The 26,265-nt window shown below is 62.6% G+C and carries 15 protein-coding genes; 6 read left to right on the top strand and 9 right to left on the bottom strand.

The window, feature by feature from the left end; translation table 11 throughout:
• The first annotated feature begins 230 nt into the window (after positions 1 to 230).
• On the top strand, positions 231 to 1,499 hold the full coding sequence (locus DN745_RS13445) for an ABC transporter permease (RefSeq protein WP_111335616.1): 1,269 nt from the start codon (positions 231 to 233) through the stop codon (positions 1,497 to 1,499).
• Here the strand turns inward: DN745_RS13445 and DN745_RS13440 are convergent.
• Entirely contained in the window at positions 1,468 to 4,857 is a 3,390-nt protein-coding gene (locus DN745_RS13440; RefSeq protein WP_111335614.1) for a serine/threonine-protein kinase, read from the bottom strand. The genes DN745_RS13445 and DN745_RS13440 overlap by 32 nt on opposite strands.
• A 176-nt stretch (positions 4,858 to 5,033) precedes the next feature.
• Between DN745_RS13440 and DN745_RS13435 the strand changes: the two genes are divergently transcribed.
• A complete protein-coding gene (locus DN745_RS13435; protein ID WP_111335612.1) occupies positions 5,034 to 5,747 on the top strand; it encodes a class I SAM-dependent methyltransferase in 714 nt (237 codons plus the stop codon).
• Positions 5,748 to 5,826: 79 nt separating this feature from the next.
• On the opposite strand, the gene DN745_RS13430 is transcribed toward DN745_RS13435, so the two are convergent.
• Complete coding sequence (locus DN745_RS13430) at positions 5,827 to 8,235, bottom strand: hypothetical protein (RefSeq protein WP_111335610.1); 2,409 nt, start codon at positions 8,233 to 8,235, stop codon at positions 5,827 to 5,829.
• Positions 8,236 to 8,507: 272 nt separating this feature from the next.
• On the opposite strand from DN745_RS13430, the gene DN745_RS13425 reads away from it, so the two are divergent.
• Positions 8,508 to 11,462 (top strand): AAA family ATPase, encoded by a 2,955-nt coding sequence (locus DN745_RS13425; protein ID WP_111335608.1) that lies wholly within the window; start codon positions 8,508 to 8,510, stop codon positions 11,460 to 11,462.
• 24 nt (positions 11,463 to 11,486) lie between these two features.
• On the opposite strand, the gene DN745_RS13420 is transcribed toward DN745_RS13425, so the two are convergent.
• From DN745_RS13420 to DN745_RS13410, 3 genes are all read right to left on the bottom strand, one after another.
• Positions 11,487 to 11,750, bottom strand: a complete 264-nt coding sequence (locus DN745_RS13420; RefSeq protein WP_111335606.1) for a hypothetical protein — start codon at positions 11,748 to 11,750, stop codon at positions 11,487 to 11,489.
• Positions 11,751 to 11,759: 9 nt separating this feature from the next.
• The gene (locus DN745_RS13415; RefSeq protein ID WP_111335604.1) at positions 11,760 to 12,767 is read right to left on the bottom strand and encodes a hypothetical protein; all 1,008 of its coding nucleotides are present in this window, start codon (positions 12,765 to 12,767) and stop codon (positions 11,760 to 11,762) included.
• 193 nt (positions 12,768 to 12,960) lie between these two features.
• The gene (locus DN745_RS13410; RefSeq protein ID WP_162687667.1) at positions 12,961 to 13,446 is read right to left on the bottom strand and encodes a septal ring lytic transglycosylase RlpA family protein; all 486 of its coding nucleotides are present in this window, start codon (positions 13,444 to 13,446) and stop codon (positions 12,961 to 12,963) included.
• A 600-nt stretch (positions 13,447 to 14,046) separates the two neighbouring features.
• On the opposite strand from DN745_RS13410, the gene DN745_RS13405 reads away from it, so the two are divergent.
• Positions 14,047 to 16,338 carry an amidohydrolase family protein gene (locus tag DN745_RS13405; RefSeq protein WP_162687666.1) on the top strand — a complete coding sequence of 764 codons (2,292 nt, stop codon included), beginning with the start codon at positions 14,047 to 14,049 and terminating at the stop codon, positions 16,336 to 16,338.
• A gap of 89 nt (positions 16,339 to 16,427) precedes the next feature.
• Here the strand turns inward: DN745_RS13405 and DN745_RS13400 are convergent, their stop codons facing one another.
• From DN745_RS13400 to DN745_RS13385, 4 genes are read right to left on the bottom strand one after another with little or no spacing between them, the layout of a single operon-like run.
• Entirely contained in the window at positions 16,428 to 19,523 is a 3,096-nt protein-coding gene (locus tag DN745_RS13400) for an efflux RND transporter permease subunit (RefSeq protein WP_111335598.1), read from the bottom strand.
• Positions 19,520 to 20,533, bottom strand: a complete 1,014-nt coding sequence (locus DN745_RS13395) for an efflux RND transporter periplasmic adaptor subunit (RefSeq protein ID WP_111335596.1) — start codon at positions 20,531 to 20,533, stop codon at positions 19,520 to 19,522. Before DN745_RS13395 ends, DN745_RS13400 begins: the two co-directional genes overlap by 4 nt.
• Positions 20,530 to 22,050 carry a TolC family protein gene (locus DN745_RS13390; protein ID WP_162687665.1) on the bottom strand — a complete coding sequence of 507 codons (1,521 nt, stop codon included), beginning with the start codon at positions 22,048 to 22,050 and terminating at the stop codon, positions 20,530 to 20,532. The genes DN745_RS13395 and DN745_RS13390 overlap by 4 nt, the downstream gene beginning before the upstream one ends.
• On the bottom strand, positions 22,002 to 22,595 hold the full coding sequence (locus DN745_RS13385; RefSeq protein ID WP_162687664.1) for a TetR/AcrR family transcriptional regulator: 594 nt from the start codon (positions 22,593 to 22,595) through the stop codon (positions 22,002 to 22,004). The genes DN745_RS13390 and DN745_RS13385 overlap by 49 nt, the downstream gene beginning before the upstream one ends.
• A 1,571-nt stretch (positions 22,596 to 24,166) precedes the next feature.
• Between DN745_RS13385 and DN745_RS13375 the strand changes: the two genes are divergently transcribed.
• Together DN745_RS13375 and DN745_RS13370 are read left to right on the top strand one after the other, a co-directional pair.
• The gene (locus tag DN745_RS13375; protein ID WP_111335588.1) at positions 24,167 to 25,180 is read left to right on the top strand and encodes a phosphatase PAP2 family protein; all 1,014 of its coding nucleotides are present in this window, start codon (positions 24,167 to 24,169) and stop codon (positions 25,178 to 25,180) included.
• A gap of 164 nt (positions 25,181 to 25,344) precedes the next feature.
• A complete protein-coding gene (locus tag DN745_RS13370) occupies positions 25,345 to 26,220 on the top strand; it encodes a hypothetical protein (protein WP_133621839.1) in 876 nt (291 codons plus the stop codon).
• Positions 26,221 to 26,265 lie beyond the last annotated feature (45 nt).

The raw sequence follows: 26,265 nt of genomic DNA, 5'->3' as shown, positions 1-26,265 counted from the left end.
ATGCGCTGCGTTCTCGCCCGGGATGCGGGCGAAGAAAGAGAAAGAGGAGGCGTGCGCGCCCGGTGGCGGCGCCGGCAAACTAACCGAGGCGGGCGCGAAACAACAAGGCGTGTGCAATCCCATCCTATATAGGAGGCGGGCGCAGTTGCCAGCATCTGCTAAGTGCGATAATTCCAAGCCGATCAGCCAGCGTGGCAAAACGCTTCGAACCGCTTGAAGGATATACGAGAATGCTCAGGTCTGCTTACGAATCATTTATCGCACGACGTCATCTTCAGAGTCGGCGCCAGAGCTTTTTATCGACGATCACGCTCATCGCGATCGTCGGGGTCTTTTTGGGCGTGATGGCGCTAACCAGCGTGATCGCGGTGACCGGCGGCTTCCAGGAGGCATTTCGCGACCGTGTGCTCGGGGTCAATAGCCATGTGATGGTGATCAAATACGGCATCGACTTCAACGATTATCGCGACGTTCAGGAGAAGATCGAGTCGGTCGACGGCGTCACGGCGAGCAGCCCGTTTATCCTGCACGAGATGATCGCGGCCCACGGGCATAACACCGCCGGGGTCTTGATCAAGGGCATCGACCCGGCGACCACCGCCGCGGTCAGCGATGTGCCCAAATATACCCATGAGGACGACGTCCTTAAGCTACTGGAATATGAGCGTTTTCCCGAAGACGGAAAGCGCCAGACGCCGCATATCTTGCTCGGCAGCAAGCTGGCCGAGAAGCTCAAGGTTGAGGTCGGCGACCTGGTCCGGCTGACCAGCCCGCTTGAGAGCCTGGACCCGGACCGCTGGGAGGCCACCGAGCGGGCCCCGTCGACCGAGCAATTCCGCGTCGCGGGCACCTATACAAGCGGGTTTTATGAGTATGATTCGCGCCTGGTTATGGTCGATATGCGCGCGCTGCAGGACTTCTTCAACCAGGGCGACGTGGTCACCGGCATCGACGTGCGGGTCAACGATGTCTTCGGGGTCGGCGCGATCGTCGACGGCATCAATGAGGCCCTGCCGAAGAACCGCTTTCGCATCCTCGACTGGAAGCAGCTCAACCATAACCTCTTCACCAGCCTGAAGTTGCAGCGGCTGGTGTTGGCGATTCTCTTCCTCTTTATCGTGCTGGTCGCCAGCTTCAATATCGTGGCGACGCTGATCATGATCGTGCTCGATAAACGCAAGGATATCGCCATCTTAAAGTCGATGGGCTCGACCAACCTGGGGGTGATGAAGATCTTTGTGTACCAGGGCCTGGTGATCGGCGCGATCGGCACGGCCCTGGGGTTGGTCGGGGGTATGGCGATCTGCCTCTTCATCAAGAATGTCGATCTCGGCCTGGACGCGAGCATCTATATGATCGACCACCTTCCGGTCGAGATTAACCCGCTGGAGTTTTTGGCGGTGGGCGTCGTCGCGATGTTTGTGACCTTCCTGGCCACCATCGGGCCGTCGTGGGCGGCCGCCCGGGTCAACCCAGTTGATGGTCTGCGATACGATTAGTCGTGATGCGCTCAATCTGGTCGGTGATGGCGGAGGGAAGGCGCATCTTTTGGGCCAGCTTCCCGACGCCATCCCGGTGGGTTTGCGCCAGGTCTTCGCGCCCCAGGGCGCTGAAGGCATGGGCCAGATGGACGTGACTTAAATAGATATCACGGGGGATTTGACGCGTCTGGGCGCGCTCCAGGCTTGCGCTGAGGTGTTTGAGCGACGCGTCGATATGGTGGCCGAGCAGGCAGTGGGCCGTGGCGTTGAGGTCGCGGGCGCGCTGCTGGCTATAGAGATCTTGGTGCTCCCCGGCCAGGGCGATAAGCGGCTCGGCGATCTCGGCGGCCAGGGCGTATTCGCCGGCGTGCAGGGCGGTGGCGGCTTTCTCCCGGATCAACGCGATGCGAAGCGCGGTCAGGTCGCCGCTGCGCGCCTTGGCTTCGGCGCGCTCGAGCAACTCCAGCGCCTGGGTGTACTGCCCCTTGGCGTCGAGCAGCTGTGCCTGGGCCCACATCGCGCGGCATTGCACGCTGGTGAGCTCGCAGACTTCGGCCAGGCGGCTGAGGTCGGCGCTGCGCTGGGCGGCCTGGCCGAAGACCCCGCGGGTCGTCCACATCTCGACCAATTGATGCAGCAGCTTCGAGCGGGTGCGCAGGTCCATGCGGAAGGTGCCGGAGTGGCTGAAGAGGTTCTGCGCGCTCTCCAGGTTTCGATGGCTCTTGGCCAGATCGCCGTAGCGCTGATTCCATCCGGCCAGGGCCAGCAAACTGCGCGCCAAAAGGTCGGCGTCGTTGAGATTTCGCGCGAGGCTGGAGGCGCGGTGGAAATAGGTCTTGGCCTCCTCCAGGTCGTCCTGTTGCATCGCCATCTGCCCGAAGAGCAGCTGGCCGCGCACGGTGCCGTGCTCGTTTCGAAGCGATTCGCTCAGGGCGGCGATGGGCTGCAGGCTCGCGCGGGCATCGTCGAGCAGTGACAGGTCCAGGGCGAGCTCGGCGCGCAGCAGCATATAGTCGATGCGCGCCTGCGGCGAGCCCAGGGAGTGCTCGGCCAGCAGGTCCGCCACGTGGCGGTAGAATTCGATGGCGATGCCGGTCCAGCCGGCGCGCTCCAGCCAGCGGCTATAGGCGCCGGCCAGGCGCAACATGCGCCGCCGGTCGCCGGCCAGCGCGTGCAACATAATAAGCGTCGGGGTGAGCCGGTCGATCTGATTGCGCGCCACGCGATGCTTATAATAGCGCGCCAGGGTCCGGGCCACGTCGATGAGTTCGCGGTGCGCGAAGTTCTGGTGAACCCAGGCGTTGCTGTCGGCCGAGCTTGCGTAAAAGACGCCCATCTCGGGCACGCGCACCGCGCCTGAGTCGACCAGCTCGCGCAGCGCTAACATCAGGGTATCACTGGGGATTTGCAGGATCTGGGCGAAGTCGCTCTGCGACATCGGTTGCCCGCAGACCACCAGGATAAGCAAGATCTCAGCCGCCAGATCCGAGAGGGTATCAAAGGTCTCGAATCGTGTGTCCTCTTTGCCGAGCACCTTGACCGTCTCGAGGTTCTCCGGGTTGCCCAGGTTGAAGGCGGCGCGGGTCGACTCCTCGCTATGGGTGGTCATCACCAGCATCACCGGCAGCGCGTCGATGGTCGCGACGAGATCGCGCAGCACGTCCAGGGTGAGGCGGTCGACCAGCTCGACGCGGTCGATGACCAGGACCATCGGGCCGCGGCGGCAGAAATCGCGCAGCAACGCGTTGAAGAGGCTGGTCAGGTTGGCGCGGCGCTGGTTGTAGTCCATCAGCGGCATCGCCTCGATATCCCAGAGGGCGCCGAGGGTATCGGCGGCCTGCGGGCTAACATCGGGCAGGGCGCGCAGCATCTGCAGGGCGGAGCGGTGCAGGTCGACGCTGCCGGTGACGGTGTCTTGCAGGCAGCGCAAGATCAGGTCGGTGAGCACGCCAAACGGGCGATAGAGGTCGTCGCGGGTCGCCTGAATGGCGATGGCCTGCGTATTGCCTCGCCAGCCCAGGACATTGATGAGCCGGTCAGAGAGGTGGTCGCGCCCGGAGCCAAATTGCCCCGTGGCCAGCACGGCCTTGCCGTTGCCGGCGCGCACTGAGAGGAAATAATCCTGCAGCGCGCCGGGCAGCTCCGGGGAGTCGCTCGGGTCGGCGGGCGTGTGCTTTGAGCGCCCGGCGAGCAGCTCCTGGATCTTGGCCGTCGGAAGGTCGGCGTGGGTCGGCGACGAGAGCTGCGGGACCTGCGGGCGGCGCGGTTGGCCGTCGCCGATGAGGTGCTCGGCGAAGTCGTCGATCAGGTCTTCGTCGCTGAAGGACCCGGTCCACTCGCCCATGCTGATCTCGTCGAAGCCAACCTCCTGGGGGATCTCTTCGGGGGCGATGCGCTGCTCCTCGCGGCGCAATTGCTGGACGAATTGCCCCAGCGTGCGGCTGTCGGCGCGCAGGTTATTGCCGAAGAGGTAGCCGATCAATTCCTCGTAGACCTGCCCGGCGCTGGTGGCGCGCCCGGCCGGGTCTGGCACGAGCATCGACTCCACGATCTGCTGGAGCTTTCGCGGCACCGTGGCGTGCTGGGAGATCGGCTCAATCTTGGCTTCTTTCACCCGCCGGACAAATTTCTCGACGGTGCGCTGCGGCGTATTGGCGTCGAATTTCGGCGCGTTGGGATCCTCATAGGGGTGGCGCCCGGCGAGCATCTCGTAGAGGACCAGGCCGAGGCTGAAGATGTCGCTTTGGCGGGTGTGCGGCTGGCCCTGGGCGACCTCGGGGGCGACATAGAGCAGGCGACGCCGGGTATCAATGGCGTCGATGCTCCCCACCAGATCGAGGGCGCGCGAGACCCCGAAGTCGGTGATCTTGGCTTCCCCGTCGAAGGAGAGCACGATATTTGAGGGCACCAGGTCGCGGTGCAAAATATTGAGGCTATTGAAGTCGAAGTCTTTTCGCCGATGCGCGTAGTCCAGGCCCTTGGCGACCTCGCTGGCGATGAAAATCGCCAGCTCCTGGGGCAATGGCTGCGCGCTTCGCCGGCTGACCGTGAGCGCGCGGGCCAGGTCAAACCCGCTGATATATTCGGTGGCCAGATAAAAGCGGCCATCATCGGTTTGCCCGAGGTCATAGACCTGGGCGATATTGGCGTGCGACAGCGCCACCGAGCGCTTGGCCTCGTCGATAATCGTGTCGACCAGGCCGGGCACGCCCGCCAGCCCCGGGTTAATCGCTTTGATGACCAGGATTTTCTCAAAGCCCTCCACCCCGTGGCTCTTGGCCCGATAGACATCGCCCATGCGCCCGTGGGCCAGGCGTGCGACAAGTTGGTATTTGCCGAATTCTTCTGGTTGGTTCAGACGTTGTGTGCGACCCATTCGGGCGACTCCGGGGTGTTGCGACGACCGCAGGCTTGAGAAAAAACGGTTCTTAGTTCATTTTAGCGCAAATTATGCGAGGTGTCAGCTAATAGCTAGCCTCCGATGTTTGTCGCACCTTCTCGAAATGGCGCAACTATTATTGCCGCCCAGGCATCCTTTTAAGGTTTGATCGCATGAAAAAAGACAATCGAGCGTATTACGATGAATTTGCGGATTGGTATGAGCGCGGACGTGACCGCGGCTACCACGCGATGATCGACGATCTAGAGGTCGATCTGCTGGGCAATTATGTCGTCGGAAAAGAAGTGCTCGAGGTCGGCTGCGGCACCGGCTTGATCATGAACCGCATCGCCGGGCGCACCCAGAGCGCGGTGGGCATCGACATCAGCCACGGGATGCTGCAGCAGGCCGCCGCGCGCGGGCTGGATGTGGCCCAGGCCGACGTCACCGCGCTGCCCTTTGAGGATAATTCCTTCGACGTCGTCTACAGCTTCAAGGTGCTCGCCCACGTGCGCGATATCGACAAGGCCATGAGCGAGATGGCGCGGGTCACCCGCCCGGGCGGCCATCTTATCCTGGAGTTTTATAACCCCAAGAGCCTGCGTTATCTGGCCAAGAAGGTCGCCGGGCCGCGTAAAATTTCGCGCGAGACCGACGAGAGCGCCATCCTGACCCGCTGGGACGACGCCTCCGAATTGACCCGCCGCATGCCCGACAGCCTGCGCCTGGTCGACTTCTCGGGCATTCGCATCTTCACCCCGACCGCCGCGGTCCATAAGATCCCGCTGGTCGGCCATGCGCTGCGAAAGCTCGAGTTTATGGGGCGCGACACCGCGCTTAAGTATTTTGGCGGGTTCCTGGTGGTGATCGCACAAAAGAGGGCGTGATTTTCGCCCGCAGCACCCCGTCTCGCGCAAATGCCCCAACCAGCTCGCCTGGTTGGGGCATTTGCGTTTTGGCCAGGCTCTAGCCGTCCATCGGCAAACATTCGCCTGTGCTGGCGCAGAACTCGCCGGGGTTGCAGTCGGTGTTTTCCTGGCAGGCGCAGGTCGCCTGGTTTTGCAGCTCGTTATTATCCTCGTGGCACTCATTATGCTGGCCATTGCCGTCTTCATCGGCGTCGGCGATGGCGCGCACGGTGATGGTATTGCCCGAGGGGTCGGGGGCGTTCTCCCAGACATAGACGAGCGTTTCGGCGCCGCCGGGGAGCAGGCGCACGGTGGTCGTCAGCGTGGTGAGGTATTGCTCGGGGCTTCCCTCGACCGTCACGTAGAGCGCGACCTCGGTGCCCTCGGGCACGCCGCGGGTGCCCAGGTTGGAGATGGTGACGTGGAAGGTCACGCCTTCGCTGGCGTCGCAGTCGGTGGCCAGGTTGGTGACGGCGAGGTCGGGGGCGTTAAACAGCCCCTCTCCCTGGACGTTCTGGCGGTAGTTATTCAGGCCGGGTTGAGTCCAGTTATCGAGCTCTCCGATCGGGATGGCGCCCACGGTGTTGGGGCGGCCGGGGCATACCGAGCCGGGGCGTCCATCACAGACGTTGGTGACGTGGTAGGCGTGCTGGTTCCACACCGGTCGGGTGGCGACCCAGCGGTCCTGGACGTCCTGGAAGACCAGGATGCCGTGCTCGGCGTTGCTCGGTGGACCGAAGGCCGGCCAGTCATTGGAGCAGGCGTTGCTCAAGCCCGTGGAGTAGTCGTTCGAGATCGCCACGATATTGGCGTGGTAGTTGTTGTTGACGTCGGCGATGACCGGCAATTCGCGCAGGGTCCCCGAGGTGTGCGGGCGCTCGAAGAGGATCTCGGTGGTGCCGTCGCCGTTGCCCGTGCCGTCGTAGACGCGCACAAAACACTCGTCGGCGTAGACGACTTCGGCTTTGCCGTCGCCCTGGAAGTCGAAGACGCTCGAGCCGGTGACGCGGCTTGAGAAGTCGCGCACCGGGGTCTTCCAGCGCAGCGTCCCATCGCGCTCAAAGACCGTATAATAGCAGGCGCCCGCGGTGGCGACCTGCGGGAAGGAGTCCCCGTTGAAGTCGGCCACGGTCGGCGCGCCGGCGCCGGCTTTATTCGAGCATTGCGCGTCGCTATAGACGGGGTGGCCGGTGGTCGGCATCGTCGCCTTCCAGATGGTCCCGCCGGTTTGCCCGTTGTGCAGGCGGACCTGGTCGCTGGCCGCCACGCTCACGCTGACGACCTCCGGCACACCGTCGAGCGCGTCGAAATTGCGCTGGCCGTCGGTGAATGTCCCAAAGTCGCCGACCGCCACTTCGCCGCTTGCCGCGTCAAATTGCCAATAGGTCGAACAGACGCCGCTTGCGCGGTCAAATTTGAACGCGCCGCCCTGGGTAATGACCTCCATTTTCCCGTCGCCATCGAGGTCCGCCGCGATCGCGTTGACCGAGCTTGCGCCGATGTCGCTGGGGCGGCACAGCAGAGCGCCTGTGCGCGCGTCGACCACCCAATTCGACCCGTAAACCTCGACCTGGCCGTCGGCGTCCAGGTCGGCCAGGGCGACGCCGCCGGAGCCCACGGTGAGGTTATTCGTGGTGCGCCACATGACCTCCCAGCCGGTGGTATAATCGTCGAAGGCGATGATCTCGCGCTGCCCGCCATCGGCGCTCCAGGCCGCGGCGACGATCTCGACGCGCCCGTCACCGTCGATATCTCCGACGGCCAGCGAGGCCGCTGCCGACACGAGCTTGTCGGGCTCGGTAAAGTTGAACAGCGGCGCGTAGGTCTTGCCGTCGATCGCGCGCAGCACGCCGCGGCCGTTATAGCTGCCGCCGCTAAAGGTCGAGAAGATGATCTCGGGGATGCCGTCTTCGTTCAGGTCGATGACCGCCGGGGTCATCATGACCTGGTTGGAGGGCGACCCCGGGAATGCGGCGAGCTCCTCGGCAGACGGCTCATTCCAGGCAAGGGTCACCGAGGGCTCGAAAATATCGGTGTCGGGGCGGTACTCGCAGACCACGCCGGGGTCGGGGATGCAGCGCCCAATGGAGGGCTCGCAAATCTCGCCGTTGGCGCACTCCAGGTTGTGCTCGCAGGTCTGGCCGGGCAGCACGCAGGCGTCGCGAAGGCATAACTCCGCGCTCTCGCAGCACTCCGAGGCGCATTGGTTGGCCGGGTCGCAGACCGCCGCGTCGCTCTCCTCGGCGTCCCGTGTGGCGTCGCCGGTCGCGTCCTTGCCGGCATCCTCAGGCCCTGACACATCCTTTCGCTCACCGACGTCCCATCCGGTGTCTTGCGTCTGGGTTGGGCCGCCCTGAAGGGTTCCGTCTCCGCAATCGCCGCACCCCGACAGGAGGATGAGCAAAAGTCCGGCGAAGATGGGTTTTTTTAGCAGGGCGCGAGGGGTTGGATGAAATGAGTGCGGCATTTGGATTCGACCCGGTTTAAGAATAGCGTGAACAGTCAAAATAGCGTGCTCGCGGGCGAGTATAGCCCGAAAAGATCCATTAAGCACGAGATTGGTGTTTAATGTTGCTGTGGCGCGGCGTCATTGTTGTTCGTGGGGCTGCTATATTTCCAAAGCCGGGCGCGATGCGCTAGCATATGCTCGGTCGGTTGGCCGAATTTGCGGCATCGGATCTTGCCGTGTTTCGCGATCGCCCGAGGACCCGAGTTCTATTCTAGTCAGCGCGTGAAGATATGAAGCCTCTCGCCCATAAAGTGCTCTTTGGCACAGATGGCACGTTGAAAACCGCCGCTTTTTCGGCCGAAGCCAGAGCTCTGTTAGAGCGCATGGGCGAGTGGCTTCAGCAGATCGAGCGGCGCATTTATTTGCCGCTCGACCTGCTGATTATCCTGCTTGAGTATGGCTCGCCGGACCTCGATATTTTGATCGCCGAGGGCAGCGACGGGGTCGTCAAGCCGGCCGATGTGCTGCCGCGCCTGCGCGTGTTGGCCCGCGAGATCGAGGAGGAGCCGACGCAAGAGGCGCCGGTGCTACATCGGGAGTTTTTCTCGCGCGGGTTTATCCGCATTTTGGAAGAAGCCTACGATATGTCGCGGGGGGCCGGAGAGGCGACGATTGGCCTGACGGCGTTGGCGCGCTGCGTGTCCTGGCGCGCGGAGGCCACCGAGTCGGCCTCGATACGTTGGGCGATTCGTCGGCTCAGTGAGGGCAAGGGCGACCAACTTTTTGATAAGAAGGGGCTCTTGGCCGAGCCGGTTTTTGGTGACTCGGCCTGGCGAATCCTGCAGGGGGCGATGCAAATCGCGGTGGCCCACGGGACGCCGTTTCTGGGGACTCCGCACCTGATCGCCATGCTCTGCTCGGTGAATCACTCGATTATGTGGCGCGCGGCGAAGGCGCGCGGGTTGGAGCCGGGGCGGCTGCGCGACGAGTTATTGCGGCTCATCGGCAATAAGCCCGATCCCATCCCGGCGTTTTTGGTCGGCCGAAAGACCCTGACCCCGCGCATGATTCGGATGCTCTCCTTTGCCGCCGAGCGCGCCGAGGAGGGTGAGGTCGGCGAGCGCGACCTGATCGAGGCGTTTTTGGAGGATGGGGGCTCGAGCCTTGAGTTGATCCAGGCGCTCGGGCTGGAGTCTGAGATCCGCCAGGCCCTGGGCGACCCGAAGATGCTGGAGCAGGAATTCGCGGTCGACGCCGCGATCGACTTCGCCGCCAAACGCCAACTCACGCCGACCCTGGATATGCTCGGGCGCGACCTCACCGAGGAGGCCATTCTGGGGAGCCTGCCGCCGATCGTCGGGCGTGATATCGAGCTGCAGCGCGTGATCAATATCTTGCTGCGCCGCGAGCAGCGAAACCCACTTCTGTGCGGCGAAGCGGGCGTCGGAAAGACCGCGCTCGCTGTGGGTTTGGCCCAGCGGATCGCGCTGGGGCAGGTGCCAAAAAAGCTGCAGGGGTACCGGGTCATCGAGCTCAACGGCGCCAGCCTGATGAGCGGCACGAGCTACCGCGGGGACCTGGAGCTGCGCATTAAGAGCCTGCTTGAGGAGTCCAGAAAAGACGTCATCCTCTTTATCGACGAGGCCCACGCCGTCTTCGCGCCGCGCTCGTCGAGCAACTCGCCGGCCGCGGTGCCCAACCATTTTAAGCGCGCGCTGGCCTCCGGCGATATCGCCGTGGTCGGGGCGACCACCGAGGCCGAGTATCACCGCTGGTTCGAGCAGGACTCGGCGCTGAAGCGGCGCTTCGAGCGCATCGAGATCAAGGAGCCCACCGAGCCGATGGTGCGCGATATCTTGAGCGCGCTGGCTCCCGAATTTGAGGTGGATTATGAGGTCGCGGTGGACGCCGCGGCCATCGAGGCGGCCATCGAGTTGTCGGTGCGTTATCTGCCCGAGCAGCGCCTGCCCGATAAGGCAAAGAAGTTGCTGATGGACGCGTGCATCGCGCGGGCCAACGACCTGGAGGTGCCCGGCCAGGCGCAGGCCGTCGGCGAGGTCGGGGCGCAGTCCTCATCCCAGGCGAGCGATGACGGACAAATTGGCGATGAGCGCAGCGACGCCGATGAGCGCGACCCCTCGAAGTTGATGGAGACCAACCCGCTGGCGCCCGACGTCGAGGTGCCGCCGATGCAGAAGATTGATTTTAGTCGACGGGTCGGGCGCGATGACGTGGCGCGTCAGGTCCATATGAAGACCGGGATTCCGCTGGACCGCCTGCTGCGCGGTGAGATCAACTGGTGGGTGGGCATCGAGGCGCGCCTGGGCGCGCGGGTGCTGGGGCAGAAGGACTCGATTCGCCAGATCGCCCACGCCCTGGTGAGTAGTCGTTTGCGCAACGCCGGCAAGATGCGCCCCATGGCGGTGCTGCTGTTTGTCGGCCCGGCAGGCGTGGGTAAATCAACCCTGGCCCGCGCCCTCGCCCAGGAGGTCTTCGACGACCCGAAGGCCCTGCTGCGCGTGGATATGAATGATTTTCAGGAGGCGCATAGCATCAGCCGGCTGATCGGCTCGCCGCCCGGCTACGTGGGCTATGAGGATGAGGATCTCTTCGTCACCCCGCTGCGCCGCCGCCCCAGCAGCGTGGTGCTCTTTGAGGATTTCGACCGCGCCCACCCGCAGATTCAATCGCGAATTTTGCGCCTGATCGATGACGGCGAGATTGTGGACACCCGCGGGCACCGGGCGGATGTGCGAAATAGTCTCTTCATCCTGACGGTCCACGCCGACACCGATCGCAGCGCGCAGGCCATCGGGTTTGCCGGCGCTGCCGCTGGCGCCCCGAGTGCCAGCGGGCCAGGCAAGGGCAATGAAGCGGCGCTGCGGGCGCTGCCGAGCGGGCTGGCGTCCCAATTGCGCGACCCGATCGACGCGGCGGTCGCGTTTCACTCGCTGGGTCAGGGCGGAGATGTCGTTCTGGAGTTGCTCGAGCAGCGCACCGATGCGTTTATCGAGGCGCTTCGAAACGAGTATCGCCTCGCGGTACAGATCGACGCGTCGCTGACCGAATACCTGCGCGAGCAGGCCTCGCAGGTGGCCGACGCGCGCGCGGTCGAGGCGCTCATCAGCGAGCACCTCTATCAGCCGGTGACCCAGGCGTTGCTAAACGGGGAGGGAGGCGCGTCGCCGCGACTCTTCTGGGACGCGCGGCGCGCGCAAGTGCGCGTCGCGCCGAGCGATACCTAAATAATGTCGAGGGGGAGGGGGCGCTCAGGGTTCGTCGTCGGTGACCACGGTCGAGGTCTTCTCCTCGAGAGAAGACGTGTCCTTGGAGGGTCTCGACACGGCCTGGTGCTCGGCGGTGGTGTGGAGGCTGCCGGTGGCGGCGGCCTCGATCTCGGCCTCAAATTCCATGACCTCTTCGAGCAAATTCGCGCCGCAGCTGTGGCAGCGGGCGTGAATAATCGAGCGTCCACCCACGATGAGTCGGACGTCCTGTTGGCCGCATTTGAAGCATCGAACGATTAAGACCACGAGTGATTCCTAGCCTGGATTGGTGCTGAGATAACGGGGGGAGAGAGCCGCGCTGGTCGGCAGCGTAGCCTTGGTGGGAGTGTGCGGCGCCGAGTTCTCGGAGACCTGGATTTGGTTGCGCTTGGGGGCTGCGGCGGGCGGGGCGGGGACGCGGTACATCCCTTCCCATTGGTTCCATTTGAGCACGACCGCCTGGTCGGTCTGCCACTCCCCGTTGTCATCGGCCGGGATCCAGCGGATGTCGCGGTGGTCTTCGCCGCGCAGGAACTCATAGGTTCCCACGCGGGTCAGCGGGCCATCTTCGGTCTCGCTGGTGGCCAGGGTGTGGGAGAAGACTTCGCCGATAAACGGACCGATCACCTTTAGAACACTTACCTTATAGGCGAAGGTTCCGTCTTCGGTGGGCATACGTCGGTGCGTGAGCAACTGCAGCGTGTTGTCCTGGACGATGTCGACGGCCTGGACGCCGCTGGGGTCGAGCTCGAGTCCCAGCTCGGCGAAGGCTTCGGGTGCAGCGTCGCCGGAGAGCGGCAGTCGGGCGATGCGGGAGTCCTTACTGTAGACGACGACTTCTTTGCCCGGCTTAAAGACCACCAGCTCAGTGCCGGGCTTGGACGAGAAATTCCCGGTGAAGATCTCAGGGTCGTCGTCCTCTTTGACCGAAGCGCGATAGGCGCCGCGCAGGTCGGCGCTGAGCTCGACGCGGGCGTCGGCGATCGTGGGGTTGATCAATTCGAGCGGATTGCCGGCCGGGCGGGCCTTTTTTCGCTCCAGCGTACGCATCGTCGCCTGGCTTGGCGTGTCGACATCGTTCTTGGCCGGGTCGGCGAAATAAGCGTCGGCGCGCCCCTGCGCATAGGCGCGCGCGCGCTCAAGCGCGATGGCCGTCGCGTGTTCAGATGACCTCAACGCCCGGTCGGCATTCGACTCAGGAGTCTGATTGGAGCCCGCAATCGGGGCTTCGCTCTCGGTGTTGAGCCAGCCTTGCATGGTTTGGCAACCCGTCAGGGCGCTCATGGCGGTGGCAATGGTCGCGAGACGAATCGCTGAATATACTGCTTTATTCACGATGGCGTAGGGGCTTCGGAGGAAGAAGTGCTCGCATTAGGAGCGAGCGCGCGGAGGGCATTATCGTTCTAATTGAGTAGAACCGCAAGAAAGACATGCCCTCATTAAAATACGCGACAAAATATCGGGGTGAACTTCGTGTTTAGGGGTTGAGCACTGCGAGGTTAAATCCGGAGTCACGCTCGGGCGCCCAATAGCGCAGGCGCACCTTTTGCAGCCCGACCTGAATGGTCCCGAGCTGTTCGGCCGTGGCAATCGACATATCGAGGATGCCACGCCAATCCTCTTCGTGCGAGCTTGAAACCTTAAAGGTCCACTCGCCCGACGGTGTGTTGAGCCCGTAGGGGCCGCGGTCGTTGATGCGACACCACACCCGATACCCGTTGCTCGGATTCTCGATGAGCACCAGCGTGTCGAAGGGCAAGTTGCGATGGGCGCAGGTAAAGCGGCTCGGGTCGAAATCCTCCCCATTGGCCGTCATGCTCCCGTGCCACGCCCCGTTGCCGTACCACGAAGCCATCCCGACCTGCTGGACCGGGGGGAGCTCAATCGCCGGCATCTCCACCTGCTCGCCCGCCTGGTAGTGGGCAAACATCGCGCTTACGAGCATTAATTTAATCATAGACATAGGGTTCACCGTCGTCGGCAACATCACTTTTCGAAGTCACGAAACAACATCAAAAGTCATCGGGTTGCTCTCGGATCTTTCAACCAAGTCACCCTCAAAATAATGTCAAGGGAGCCTGGCAGCGGCTCTGCCTAGCAGAGAGTTTAGCGAAGGTAAAATGGATTTTCGGGTGATTTTGTTGTTTTAGGGCCCTTGGTTGGGTTGAACGGTAATTTTACGCCGATCCGGGAATGATTCGAATCTGTCGCAAAATCGCGCCTCGACTCGGACTGGCCGGGGTTTGGGCGGGGAGGGCTTTGGCGAAGATGCGCCGCCGAAAACGGCGAATGCGATGAGATGAGGCGTTCTTTCGAGATTCGATTTATTTGCGGAATTCGCTTGAATTGGGCAAAAAACTGCCTGTTATGGGGGGGGGCGTCGCCGCGCGCGCATTTGTGTGGTCTGGGGAAGGGGCGGCCAGAGGTGAATTAAGCGGGATGGACACGCCCTCGCTTGCCCGTTAAATTCAGGTGTCTTTTCGTTATTCACTCGGGCTGGGGGCCTGGTGCGCGAGCTTATCGCGTAAATTTTTCATTCCACTGCGAAATGGAACTCCTGAACATGAATTATTTTGCTCGCGCGGCCATGTTGCCGCTATGCGCTCTGCTCTTCGTCGCGTGCAGTGACGACGCGACTTCCCAGGATGAACCCATCATCGAGGCGCCGGCGAACCCGGGAAACGACGGCATTTACGGGTTCGTCGACGGCTGTTTTTCGATGGACGCCCGCGAGGCGGGCTCGGTGGAGTCGCGGTTTTTGCAGGTCTCCGCAGAGGGCGACGGCTTCGCCTTTGCGACCCACGCCCAGGAAGACGCGGCCCCGTTTTTCATGAAGGCCTCCGACCTGGGGACCTATCTATTTTATGACGCCGACGGGCGCTATCTGGTCGTCGAAGACGCCGCCCAGTTTAAGGGCTTTGAGCGAAAAGATTCGCTGCTCTCCGACATTAAGACCCTGGACGATGATTATCTGCCGGGTGCCCAGTGGGAGCTTGAGGTGTCGGCCAAAGACGACACCCGTTTTCAGGTGCGCCATCTTAAGTCCGGGCATTATCTGACCGGCGAGGGCCTGGTCGAAGATGCCCAGGACGCCGACGTGATCACCCTGTACCCGGCCGAGGGTTGCGCCGAGTTTCCGGAGCTGTCGGTCGACGCCGAGGGTGAGGTGCGCACCGAGAAATTCGACGACGGCTCGGTCTTCGGCGTCGTCGAGACGCACAGCCATATCCTGTCGAATTTCGGGTTTGGCGGCGGCGGGATCTTCCACGGGTCGGCCTTTCATCCGCTGGGCGTGGAGCACGCGCTGGGCTCCTGTGAGATGTTTCACGGGGTCGACGGCCGAAAAGACCTCTTCGGGTTTGGCTATGACAAGGGCGACGACCTCGCCTCGGCCTCGCTTATCGGGGCGCTGGCCACCGGCATCCTGCCCGAGTTCAACCACCACACCGACGGCTACCCGACCTTCACCGACTGGCCGAGCGCCCACGATAGCTCCACCCACCAGACCGAATATTATAAATGGCTGGAGCGCGCGCGGCTGGGCGGGCTTCGCCTGATCGTGCAGCACGCCACGACCAACTCCAAGATCTGTGAGCTGCTCGCCGGCGACGGGGTCCAGCCGATTCGCTACCCCTGCAACGATATGGTGGCGGTCGACCGCATCTTCGAGGAGACCCGCCGCATGGAGCGCTATATCGACGCGCAGGCGGGCGGCCCCGGGGAGGGCTGGTTTCGCATCGTCGAGAGCCCCGAGCACGCCCGCGAGGTCATCAATGAGGGGAAGATGGCGGTGCTTTTGGGCATCGAAACCTCGAACCTCTTTGACTGCCTGCTGACCCCCTATTTGGGCATCGGTCGCTGCACCGAAGAGGACGTCGTGGAGGCCCTGGACTATTATTATGAGCAGGGCGTGCGCGCGATCTTCCCGGTCCATAAATACGACAACGGCTTCTCGGCGGGCGACGGGCACCGCGGCATCATCGAGCTGGGCAACTTTATTCAGACCGGGCATCACTCCAACTTCACCCTCGACTGCCCCGACGTCCCGGCGCGCTTTGACCACGGCGATGTGCAATTTGGCGGGCTCAATGAGCCGCGCGCCGATTATTTTGCCGCGCCCTATTTCGATATGAGCGCCTTTGGCGAAGCTCCCTTCGACACGCTCAAGCCGCATATCGGCATCCTCGCCCAGGGGCCGCTGGTCGGCGATTATTGCCAGAGCGCAGGGCTCACCGACCTCGGCGAGTTCTTGATTCACGAGCTGATGAAGCGCGGCATGATCATCGAGATTGACCACCTGCCGCGGCGCTCCTACCAGCGGGCGTTCGAGATTCTGAGCGAGAATGATTATCCGGCGTCGGGCTCCCACGGCGGCGATAATAACGGCGAGCTCTACGCCCTGGGCGGCGTGTCGAAGTTCAACTTCGGCGCCTGCGCGGACCCCAATGAGCCCGGCACGCGCGTGGCGGATATGGAGCGGCGCCTGGGCCTGATGGCCGACGCCGGCGTGTTTGAGGCCATCGGCTTCGGCTTTGACCTCAACGGTTTTGCCGGCGCGCCGGGGCCGCGATTCGGCGAGAAGAGCGTGTGCGCCGAGCAGCAGTCAAACCCGATCACCTACCCCTTTGCTTCCTTCGACGGCGGCGTGACCTTCACCGAGCCGAAGGTCGGCGAGCGGGTCATCGACTTTAATACCGAGGGCCTGGCGCATATCGGCATGCTCCCCGAGCTTATCGAAGATGTGCGCCGCGACGGGGTCACCGACGCCCAGCTCGAGCCGCTCTTTAAATCCGCCGAGGGGTATCTGCGCATGTGGGAGAAGTCGATTCAACGTGGCGCGGCGCTCTCCGAATAAGCGAGGTTGTCGCCCGAAAGAAAAAGCCCCCGCCGACCATCAGGTCGGCGGGGGCTTTTTCGCATACTCAGCGTGCGGGTCGGCGCGCGTTACGCGGTGGCCAACTCTTCCTCAGGCCCGCTGGGCCCGTCGGGGTCTTGGCTGGAGCCGAAGAGTCCCTTGAGGAATGTGGTGAATTTATCCATGAGCAGATAAACCACCGGCACGACCACCAGGGTCAGCACCGTCGAGGTGATAAGACCACCGATAACGGCCACGGCCATGGCGGACTTCTCGTCGCCACCCAGGGCGACCGGGGTCATACCGAAGATCATGGCCGCGGTGGTCATGAGAATCGGGCGCAGACGCACAACACCAGCGCGGACCAGCGCGTCGAAGGTGCTCATCCCTTCCTCGCGCATCAACTGGTTGGCGTAGTCAACCAGGAGCACCGCGTTCTTGGTCACCAGTCCCATCAGCATAATAAAGCCGATCATGGTGAAGATATTGAGCGTCATGCCGGTGACAAGCAGGGCGCCGAGCGCGCCGACAAAGGACAGCGGCAGCGCGATCATGATGGTCAGCGGATGCACGAAGCTCTCGAATTGCGAGGCGAGGATCAGGTAGATCAACACGATCGCCAGGATGAGGGCTTCGAGCATATAGCCCATGGACTGGGCCAGGTTTTTGGCCTGTCCGCTCAGCTCAAGGCGCACGCCGGGGAGCAAGACTTCCTCGGAGACCTGGTTGACGAGCTGGATAGCGTCGCCCATCGCGAGGCCCTCCAGGTTGGCCAAAACCGTGACCTGTCGACGACGGTTAAAGTGGTCGATCTGGGTCGGGCCCGTGCCCTCGCGCACCTCGACAATATTGGACAGCGGCACCAATTGTCCGGTGGTTGAGCGCACCGTGAGGTCCAGGATCTCGGTCGGGTTGAGGCGGTGCTCCTCGGCCAGGCGAACCTGGACGTCGTAGCGCTCGCCGTCGGTCGAGATCTCGGAGACCTTCTGGCCGGCGTAGAGCATACGGATGGCCGAGCCGACCATCGCCACCGGGACGTTGAACTCCGCGGCGCGCTCGCGGTCCACAAGGATCTGGACCTCGGGCTTACCGTCGCGAGAAGACTTGTCGACGTCGACAAAGCCGCCTTCTGCGTTAAGCCGCTCGATGAGGCGATCGGCCGACTCGTTCAGCTCGTCATAATTGTTGCCGAGCAAGAGGAATTGCACGTCGCCCTGGCGCTCGCCGCCGCCGCCGATACCACCGGCGGGCTCAACAGCGATCTTTGCGCCTTTGAGGCTGCTGACCTCTTTTCGCACATGCTCCATGGCGTCGTTCTGGGTGAAGCTTCGCTCGGAGCGGTCGATAAGGTTGACGCGGATGCGACCCTTGTGGACTTCCTGCTGGGCGCCACTACCCATGGTCGCGAAGGTGAGCTCGACGCCAGGCATCGCCTGCACGCGCTCGGTCACCGTCTCGACGTATTCCATCGTGGTCTCCAGCGGGGTACCCGCGGGCATCTCCACGAAGATCTCGAACTCGCCGTTATCTTCGGCGGGCAAGAACTCGAAGGGGATAAGACCCGCCAGCGCGATCGCCGCGACAAAGGAGCCGATACCGAGCGCGAGCGTGGTGATCGTGTGGCGCAGCGCGAAGTTGACGATCTTCTCGTAGATATTGTCGATGGCGACCATGATCTTCTCGATCATGGCGCTGATCTTACCCTGCTTATGCTCGACCTTGAGCATCCGCGCCGAGAGCATCGGCGTGATGGTGAACGCGACGAACAGCGAGATGGTCACCGCGAAGGCAACCGTCAGACCGAATTGGAAGAAGAAGCGCCCAAGGATACCCTTCATTGTCGCGACCGGCACGAAAACCGCGACCAGTGAGGCGGTAATCGCCAGGACGGCCAGCCCGATCTCAGCGGTACCGTCGAGCGCCGCCTGAATCGCGCTTTTGCCCATCTCCAAATGGCGATGGATATTCTCGATAACGACGATGGCGTCATCGATAAGGATACCGATCGACAGCGTCATCGCGAGCATGGTCATCGTGTTGAACGTGAAGCCCATCATATAGATGAAGGCCACCGTGGCGATGACCGAGGTCGGCAGCGCCAGCGCCGAGATGAAGGTCGCTCGCCAGTCACGCAAGAAGAGCATGATGATCAAGATGGCGAGGATGGCGCCGAAGACCAGGTCGAACTTAACCGCGTCGATGGACGCCTCGATGCGCACCGAGTTATCCACTGGCACCGTCAATTCGATGCCTTCGCCCAGCAGGGGGCGGATCTCCTCGATCTCTTCACGCACCAATTTTGCGACCTCAACGGTGTTACCACCCGACTGCTTCTGGATGGTCAAAGAGACCGCGGATTCGCCGTTGAGCGCCGCGTGCGAGCGCTTCTCTTCCTGGGCGTCCTGCACATCGGCGACGTCGGAGACGCGCACGACACGCCCGGAGATCTTGGCGATCACCAGGTTGCCCAACTCTGCGGCGCTGAAGACCTCACCCTCGGTTTTAATCGAGAACTCGGCGCCGCCGTATTCAACGCGGCCGCCGGGAATCGCGATATTCTGGGCGCCAATGGTCTGGGCGACGTCCTCGACCGCGATGCCGTAGCGCTGCAGGGCGATGGGGTCGAGCTTGACCTGGAACTCACGCTCCTGACCACCGACGATGTCGATATTACCGACGCCCTGGATCGTCTGGATCCGCGTCTTCACGACCTCATCGGCGATACGGGTCAGCTCACGGACCGACTCCGGCCCGGAGACCACCAGCGACAAGATCGGGGCCGCGCCGATATCAAACTTCTGAATAATCGGCGGGTCGATATCTTCGGGCAAATCACCGAGCACCGACGCGACCTTATCACGCACGTCCTGGACGGCCTGGTCGACGTCGCGGTCGAGCTCGAATTGGACCATCACCATACCGACGTTCTCGGAGCTCGTGGAGCGCAGCTCCTCGATGCCGCTGACGGAGTTGATGGCCTCCTCAAGGACGTCGATGACCTTGGTCTCCACGGAGCCCGGGTCCGCGCCGGGATAAATCGTCATGACCGTGACGAACGGGAATTCAACTTCGGGATATTCGTCGACACCGACCTTTGGATAGGCCCAGATGCCGAAAACAAAGAGCGCCAGGATCATCATGGTCGTAAAGACCGGGCGCGTTACACTAACGTCTGATAATTTCATTTTTCACCTTCGTCGCTATCCGCGGTTTGAGTGTCAGCCTGCGCGTTCGGGGCGTCTGCTGCTTTGGCGGCCGGAACGGCGGCGGCTTCGTCGCCGCGGGCGAGTTCATTCTTAGAGAGCGTGACCTTGGCAAACATGCCGGAGCGCACCTTAAGATCGCTATTGTCGAGCTCAGCGAGCACGTCGAAGGCGCGCGAGTGCGGGGCGATCATCGGGTTGATGCGCGTGACCGGCAGCTCCATCGACTCATCGAGCGCGTCGACGCGCACATAGAGGGTGTCGCCGACCGAAACCTGGCTGCTATATTGCTCGGGAATCGAGACCCGAAGGTTGAGCTTCTGGACCTCGGCGAGCATCAAAAGCGGCGCGGGCGACGGGGCGGCGAAGTCGCCGGCGGCGGCGTCAACCATGGTGATGACGCCGTCGTAGGGGGCGCGGATAAGCGCGTCGCCCAGGGCGGTGCGCGCCATGCTCACGCCGACCTTGGCCTGGGCGAGCTGGGCGCGGGCGCCGGCGAGCTGACCGGTGAGTTGGTCGAGCTGGCTGGCGGCGATGGCCTCGTCTTCGCGCAGCTTGGTGGCGCGCTCGAACTCGACCTGCAGGGTGTCGACCTGGGCCTGGGCGGCGTCACGCGCGGCCGCGGCCTGGTTCACCTGAAGGCGGTAATTTTGGGCGTCGATATTGATGAGCTTGTCGCCTTTCTCAACGCGCTGACCCTCCACGACATAGACCTCGCGGATGATCCCCGGCACGCTCGCCGCGACCTTGGTGGTGCGCTGGGGCTCGAAGGAGCCGGTGAAGCGGCGGCTCGTGGTGTCGTTCTCAAGCGTGGGCTTCTGGGTTGCGGCGGTCGACTTTTTCGACGCCTCGGCTTTCGGCGCATCGGCCTTGGCGCTCTTGGTCGGCAAGTCGACCTTTTCTTCGTTTTTATCGCAGCCGGTCACGCCTGCGGCGAAGATCGCGACGCAGAGCAAGGCGGTCATTTTCCATCGATTCTGGGTCATTTTCATTGGTTTACTCCTTCGAGCAAGCTCTCGACCGTCAACGGGCGACCCGTCGCGTAGATGAACTCGGTATTCTTTATAAGTGTCTGATAAAGCGCGTTATTTTGATTGTTCTGGGCTTCGGTGAGCGCGGATTGCGCGGCGAGCAAATCGGTGGGCGTCGACTCACCGGCTTCGTAGCGCACGGTCTCGATGCGATAGGCTTCCTCGGCCTGGGCGACCGCCTTGGTGGCGACCGAATAGCCTTCGGCGGCCGATTGCACGTCATACCAGGCGCTGCGCACCTGCAGGCCAATCTGGCGACGCGCCTGGGTGTAGGCGGAGTCGAGCTGCAGGCGCTGGGCGCGCGCGGCGTCGACGTCATAATAGTCGGCGCCCCATTTCCAGATATCCCAGCTCGCGGCCAGCCCAACAAATGCGCTGTCGCTGCCGGCTAATCCCTGGCCTTCGGAGTGCGAATATTGGGCCATGGCGACGACCTGCGGGATATAATTTCCCTGCTTAACCTTGATGGCCTGGTCCGCCTGCTGCATCTGCAATTTGAGCTGCTGAAGCTCGGGGCGCGCGTCGAGCGCGGCCTCCACGGCGGCATCGGGGGACCCGGAGACGTCGGGAAGATCGACTTGGCCCAGCGGGCTGGCGTCGATGGGCTCGCTGGGGTCGGCACCAAGCGCGACCGCCAGCGCGGAGCGGCTGATGCGCATGGCGGCCTTTAAATTGGCGACCTCTTGTTTGGCCGCAGCCACCGCAACTTCGATGCGCAGCTTGTCGGCTTTCTTAGCGGCGCCGGCGGCGACCAATGCCTCGAGCTGGCTGACCTGGGCGTTGAGGCGCTCGACCGACTGATTGGCCGTATCGAGCGAGGCCTGGACCTGAAGCAGGCGGAAATACGAGACCGCGGCCTGGTTGGCCAGGTCACGCTCGGCCTGAGTGAGCTGCTTTTCCGCAACTTCTTCGCCGATCACCATCGCCTTATGCCCGTGATAGACCATCCACAAGGGGGTCAGCGGCTGGGCCAGGGTGATCGAGGCGCTCCAGGTAAATTGCGAGCGAATCACGGTCGGCTCGGCCGGGGCGGCGAACATGCCGGCGATGATCTGCTCATAGGGCGTCGACGGCGGCGGAAGTTGGGGGGCGTCGCCGCCGCCCATGCCGATGTCGAAGGCGAGCTCTTCGTTCCACAGTTGGGCGGAAGCCTCGGCGGAGAGCGTCGGGCCGAATCCGGCGCGTGCTTTCTTGCGGTTCGCCTCGGCGACCTTCATCGCGGCGCGGGCCTGCTCGAGGTTCGGGTGCTTGCCCGTGGCTACGTCCAGGGCCTCCTGGAGGCTGATGCGCGGGACCGACTCAAGCGGGGCGGACTCGCGACCACCCGCCTGCGAGGGGCTCTCGACAACCTTTGTTTCTCCTGCCTGGGCCGGGGCGTCCTGGGCCGCCTCGTCCTGAGCGCTCGCCAGCGCCGGCGCTGCAAGCAGCGTCAGGGCCGCGGCGACTGCGCCAAGATGCTGCTGCGCACTTCTTCGCATGCGGCGCCGGTTAGGAAGATCTCCAGCAACTGGTCGATTTTGGGCTTGAGCGGATACGGGCCGTGAATTGCCCAATGCATCACCACCGAGTGCAGATGCCCGCCCAGTGCCATCGAGTAGAGCTCCGCCGGGTTGGGCCTGAGCACGCCCTCGTCGATGCCGCGCTGCATCAGCGCGATCATCGAGCTGCGCATGGTCCGATAGTGGTCCATATACGCGCTCTCCATCTCGCAGCCCACCGCGCCCATCGGCGTGTTCGCCATGCCGGCCAGGAAGAACTCGCGTGTGTCCTCGGCCATCTTCGCCATGCCGTAAAATGTCCATTTCAGTCTCTTCGTGAAGTGAAGCTCCACCGGCGGCTCGCTCTGGAAGATCTCCGCCATGCGCTCGCCGACCTGCACCCAGAGGGTGTGAAGGATGTCTTCTTTGTTCGAGAAGTGTTTGTAGAGCGCCGAGGTCGAGTAGTCCGCTTCCTGAGCGATATCCTCGACCGTGAGTGCGCGTCCCTTCTGATTGAAGACGCGCGCTGCCGCTTCGAGAATCATTTCCCTTGCCTCGGAGCGACCGAGACGCTGCCGCGTGGGTTGGGTCATTTTTTTCCCGTTTGTGTAGGTCATTTAAAAGCTGGTGATTTTCATTTTCATGCATGCTGAAGCTCCTTGGATGCATTCTTATTTTGGGTCCCATACCATCCAGGCATATGGGGTATATTTTGGGGGTTAATCAGCATCCCCTAAGCGTTTGTCGATTCGTCGAAGGCGTCATGGGAGTCCTTGAGGGCTCAAATGGGCGCAGAATACCGTGAATTGGGAGCTGAGCCGGTTCTATTTGCGCCAGCCTTCATTGCGATCGCCCTTCGTAGGTCTTCTCGAGAGGCTCGAGCCGATGCTTTCGCTGATGGTGAAATAGTTTTCACCTGTGGCGAAAGCTCAGTTGACGCGAGTAATAGAGACTTTGAATTCGTCTGTCAATATTCTTTCGCCACTGGGTAATGTTTGTTTGCTGCTGGTGAAGGGTTGTTCACCTGTGGCGCGCATAGGGTCGGTCATTCCAACTTATGAGTGGACCAAATTAATCCTGGGGGGGCACGATTTTCGACGATGGTGCACAAAAAAAAGACCCCAATGCATTGGCTCTCGCCGCTGCATCGGGGTCTCTTCTTCGTAGTTACGTCGGGTTTTGTTGCTTCTTCGTCGGCTGCTCAGGTTTCAAGTGAACAATCGGCGTCGGAAATATTTTGTCAAAAACCTATGCGGGCCATGCGCTTTCGGGTTCTGGCTGGCGGGCCAGAAGGCGTCCGCGTCGTTTCCGCATGGAGCAAGAGCTATGAGTTTCTTTTATGGTTTTTTAAGCCATGTCCAGACTCTTTAGAACCCACTCGGTTTGAGACTTTCCGAAACGGAGCGTCCCATCGCGACTACAAATTTGATTATGGTAACGGGGCGGTGATGGTCAAGTTATTCTTTTGATTTCAGTGGGTTATGGGTCTTTGCCTTCGGGGTATCGCGCGAGGGAGCGTTTGGTCGGGGCGCTCAGAGAAGCAGAGCCGAGAGACAAAAAAAAGACCCCAATGCGTTGGCTCTCGCCGCTGCACCGGGGCCTCTTCTTCGTAGTTGCGTCGGGCCTTTGCTCCTTCGTCGGTTGCCCAGATTTCAAGTGGACAATCTGCGTCGGAATTTACGGTCAGAAACTTATGCGGGCTGTGCGCTTTCGGGTTCTGGCTGGCGGGCCAGAAGGCGTCCGCGTCGTTTCCGCATGGAGTGAGAGCTACGAGCTTCCTTCCATGGTTGATTACGCCATGTCCGGATTCTTTGGAACCCACTCGGTTTGAGACTATTCCAAAACGGAGCGTCCCATCGCGACTACAGATTTGATTATGGTGACGGGGCGTCGAGGGTCAAGTTCTTCGTTTTATTTCAACAGGTTATGAGGTTGTGTGTCCGGCTGTTTTGACGCGCGATGGTCGCGGGGATTGCCGCCCGGAGCGACGCGGCTATGGTTTTAGAAGACCAAAATAGGCCCGGGAGAGCGATATCGTCGGGGGCATTCAGTTGCCGCCGGCCGGCCGCATGACCATTTGCCCACGTATATTGAATGCCCTGTGATTGGACCCTCCATGAATCCGACCCGCCTGGTTGCGCTGATTCCGATGATGGTCTGTGTCGCCAACGCGGCGCCGGCGTTGGCCCAATCGCCCGCGCGTGATGCGCCGACAAAAACGCGGCCTCCGCTGCCATTGCCCGAGCCCGAACCGGAACCCGAGGCGCGCCAGGGCTCGTTGGCCACCCGGCAGTTGGTGTGGAAAGACGAATGGAGCGGCATCCGAAGCTGGGAATACCCCAGCGCGCTGGTGCTGATGGCTGGCGGGTTCAGCGCCCGATTTTTGGTGCGCCCGCCGCCGGCCAACTGGGTCGGAACCTCCGATTTTGAGCAGAGCGTGCTCGACCACCTGGCCGTGCGCTCAAACCCCGCCAATGAAAATATTCGCAAGGCCAGCGACCTGAGCTTCTACGGGGCGATGGCCTATCGCCTGGTGGATTCGGCGCTTCTACCGGGACTCTTGCACGACAATAGCTGGGACGTGGCCTGGAAGATGTCCTGGATCGACTTCGAGTCGCTCGCGGTGGTGGCGGCGGTGGAGTGGGGGACCCAGATATTTGTCGGGCGAGTGCGGCCAACAGGCGTCAACTGCTCCGACCCCCAGCGCGAGGGGCACCTGTGCGACCCCGAAAACGTTGAATACACCCGCAGCTTCATCGCCGGGCATACCGCCACGGCCACCGCTGTGGCCGGCCTAACCTGTCTGCACCACGGGCATCTTCCCCTCTATGGTGGCGGGCTCGCCGACGACATCGCCTGCGGCCTAATGATCGTGAACGCCGTGGGAAACGGCCTCGCCCGGGTGGCCAGCGAGCAGCACTACCCCTCCGATATGTTGCTCGGTTGGGGTATGGGTGTCGCGGCAGGCTGGGTGCTTCCGCGCGTTCTTCATTACGGCTGGGGCGAGCCCGACCCGGTCGAGACCGTCGGCCTGCCGGAACTCGTGGATGAGCCGCCCGCCTTTGTCTTCTCCGTCTCCCCCACCATCTTTGACACCCGTCCGGGCCTGACGCTCCTCGGCACCTTCTAAGCGCCGCCGCCCTGGGCCCACCTTGTTCACCCGTTCCCGGTGCTTAGCCTTGATGCGGTGTGGTTCTAAGTCCTTGATATGATTGGTTTTATTGTTGGGGTTGTGCGTTCTCTATTCAACATCGGCCGCAACGGCCAGTCAATCATATCCAAGAGGAGGCTCAGATGAGCGTTTCCGGAACACCACGAGACGGAGAAGGCTATAAGCCCTCCGATCATATACACGCGGAGCATCCGCAGGGGTTGCGCAATCGCGAGACCCATTACGAAGTCTTTCAGGAAGAGTTCGACGCATCCAAATCAAATATCGAAGTCGTCGATAAGGACACCGCGGAGGTCATCGCGGGCGGCTCGATGGTCGGGGTGGTGCTCGGGGCGGGGGCGGCGACGCTGGGTATCCTGGGGTTGATCGGCTTTATGCCGATGCTCTTTACGACCATCGGCATGGTCGCGGTGGGCGCCGGGTTGATCATCGCCGGCGGCAGCATGGGGGCCAAATATTCGGACATTCTGAGTAGCAGCACGTCGGACACCTCCAGCGGGGCGGTGCAGGCCGGCGGTGGCATCACCGCCGAGACGATCGGCGGCGCCGCGGGCGTCGCGCTCGGGGTGCTGGCGATGATGGGGGTGGAGAGCCTGACGCTCATCCCGGTCGGGTTGATCGTCCTGGGCGGCGCGATGGCCTTCGGGGCCGCGGCGACCATGCATCTGAGTCGCCTGGTCATCTCAGCCTCCGGGGCGCCGCGCTTCAAGCAGCGGGTGGCCAATGAGTCCATCAAGGGCGGGGCGTTTATGCAGATGGTCGCCGGGCTTGGCGCGGCGGTGCTAGGCGTGCTGTCCCTGCTGGGCGTGGGGGCCGGTTTTACCTTCGGGCTCGTCGGGGTGATCGCGCTCGGCGGCGGGTTGTTGCTCAGCGGCCTGGCGGTCGGCGGCAAGCTCATCAATATGCTCTATAACGACGACTCCCACGCGAAGGCGAAGGTCTCGGGGCGCCCGGTCTACCGGGAGTATCACTCCAGCGCGGACAGGCGACCGGTCTGAACTTCGGCGCATATCGCGTCATCTTAGGTGGCGTCGACACCGCTC

The organism is Bradymonas sediminis (assembly GCF_003258315.1).
GTDB classification, from domain to species: domain Bacteria; phylum Myxococcota_A; class Bradymonadia; order Bradymonadales; family Bradymonadaceae; genus Bradymonas; species Bradymonas sediminis.
This window is presented reverse-complemented; position numbering and strand designations above follow the sequence as displayed.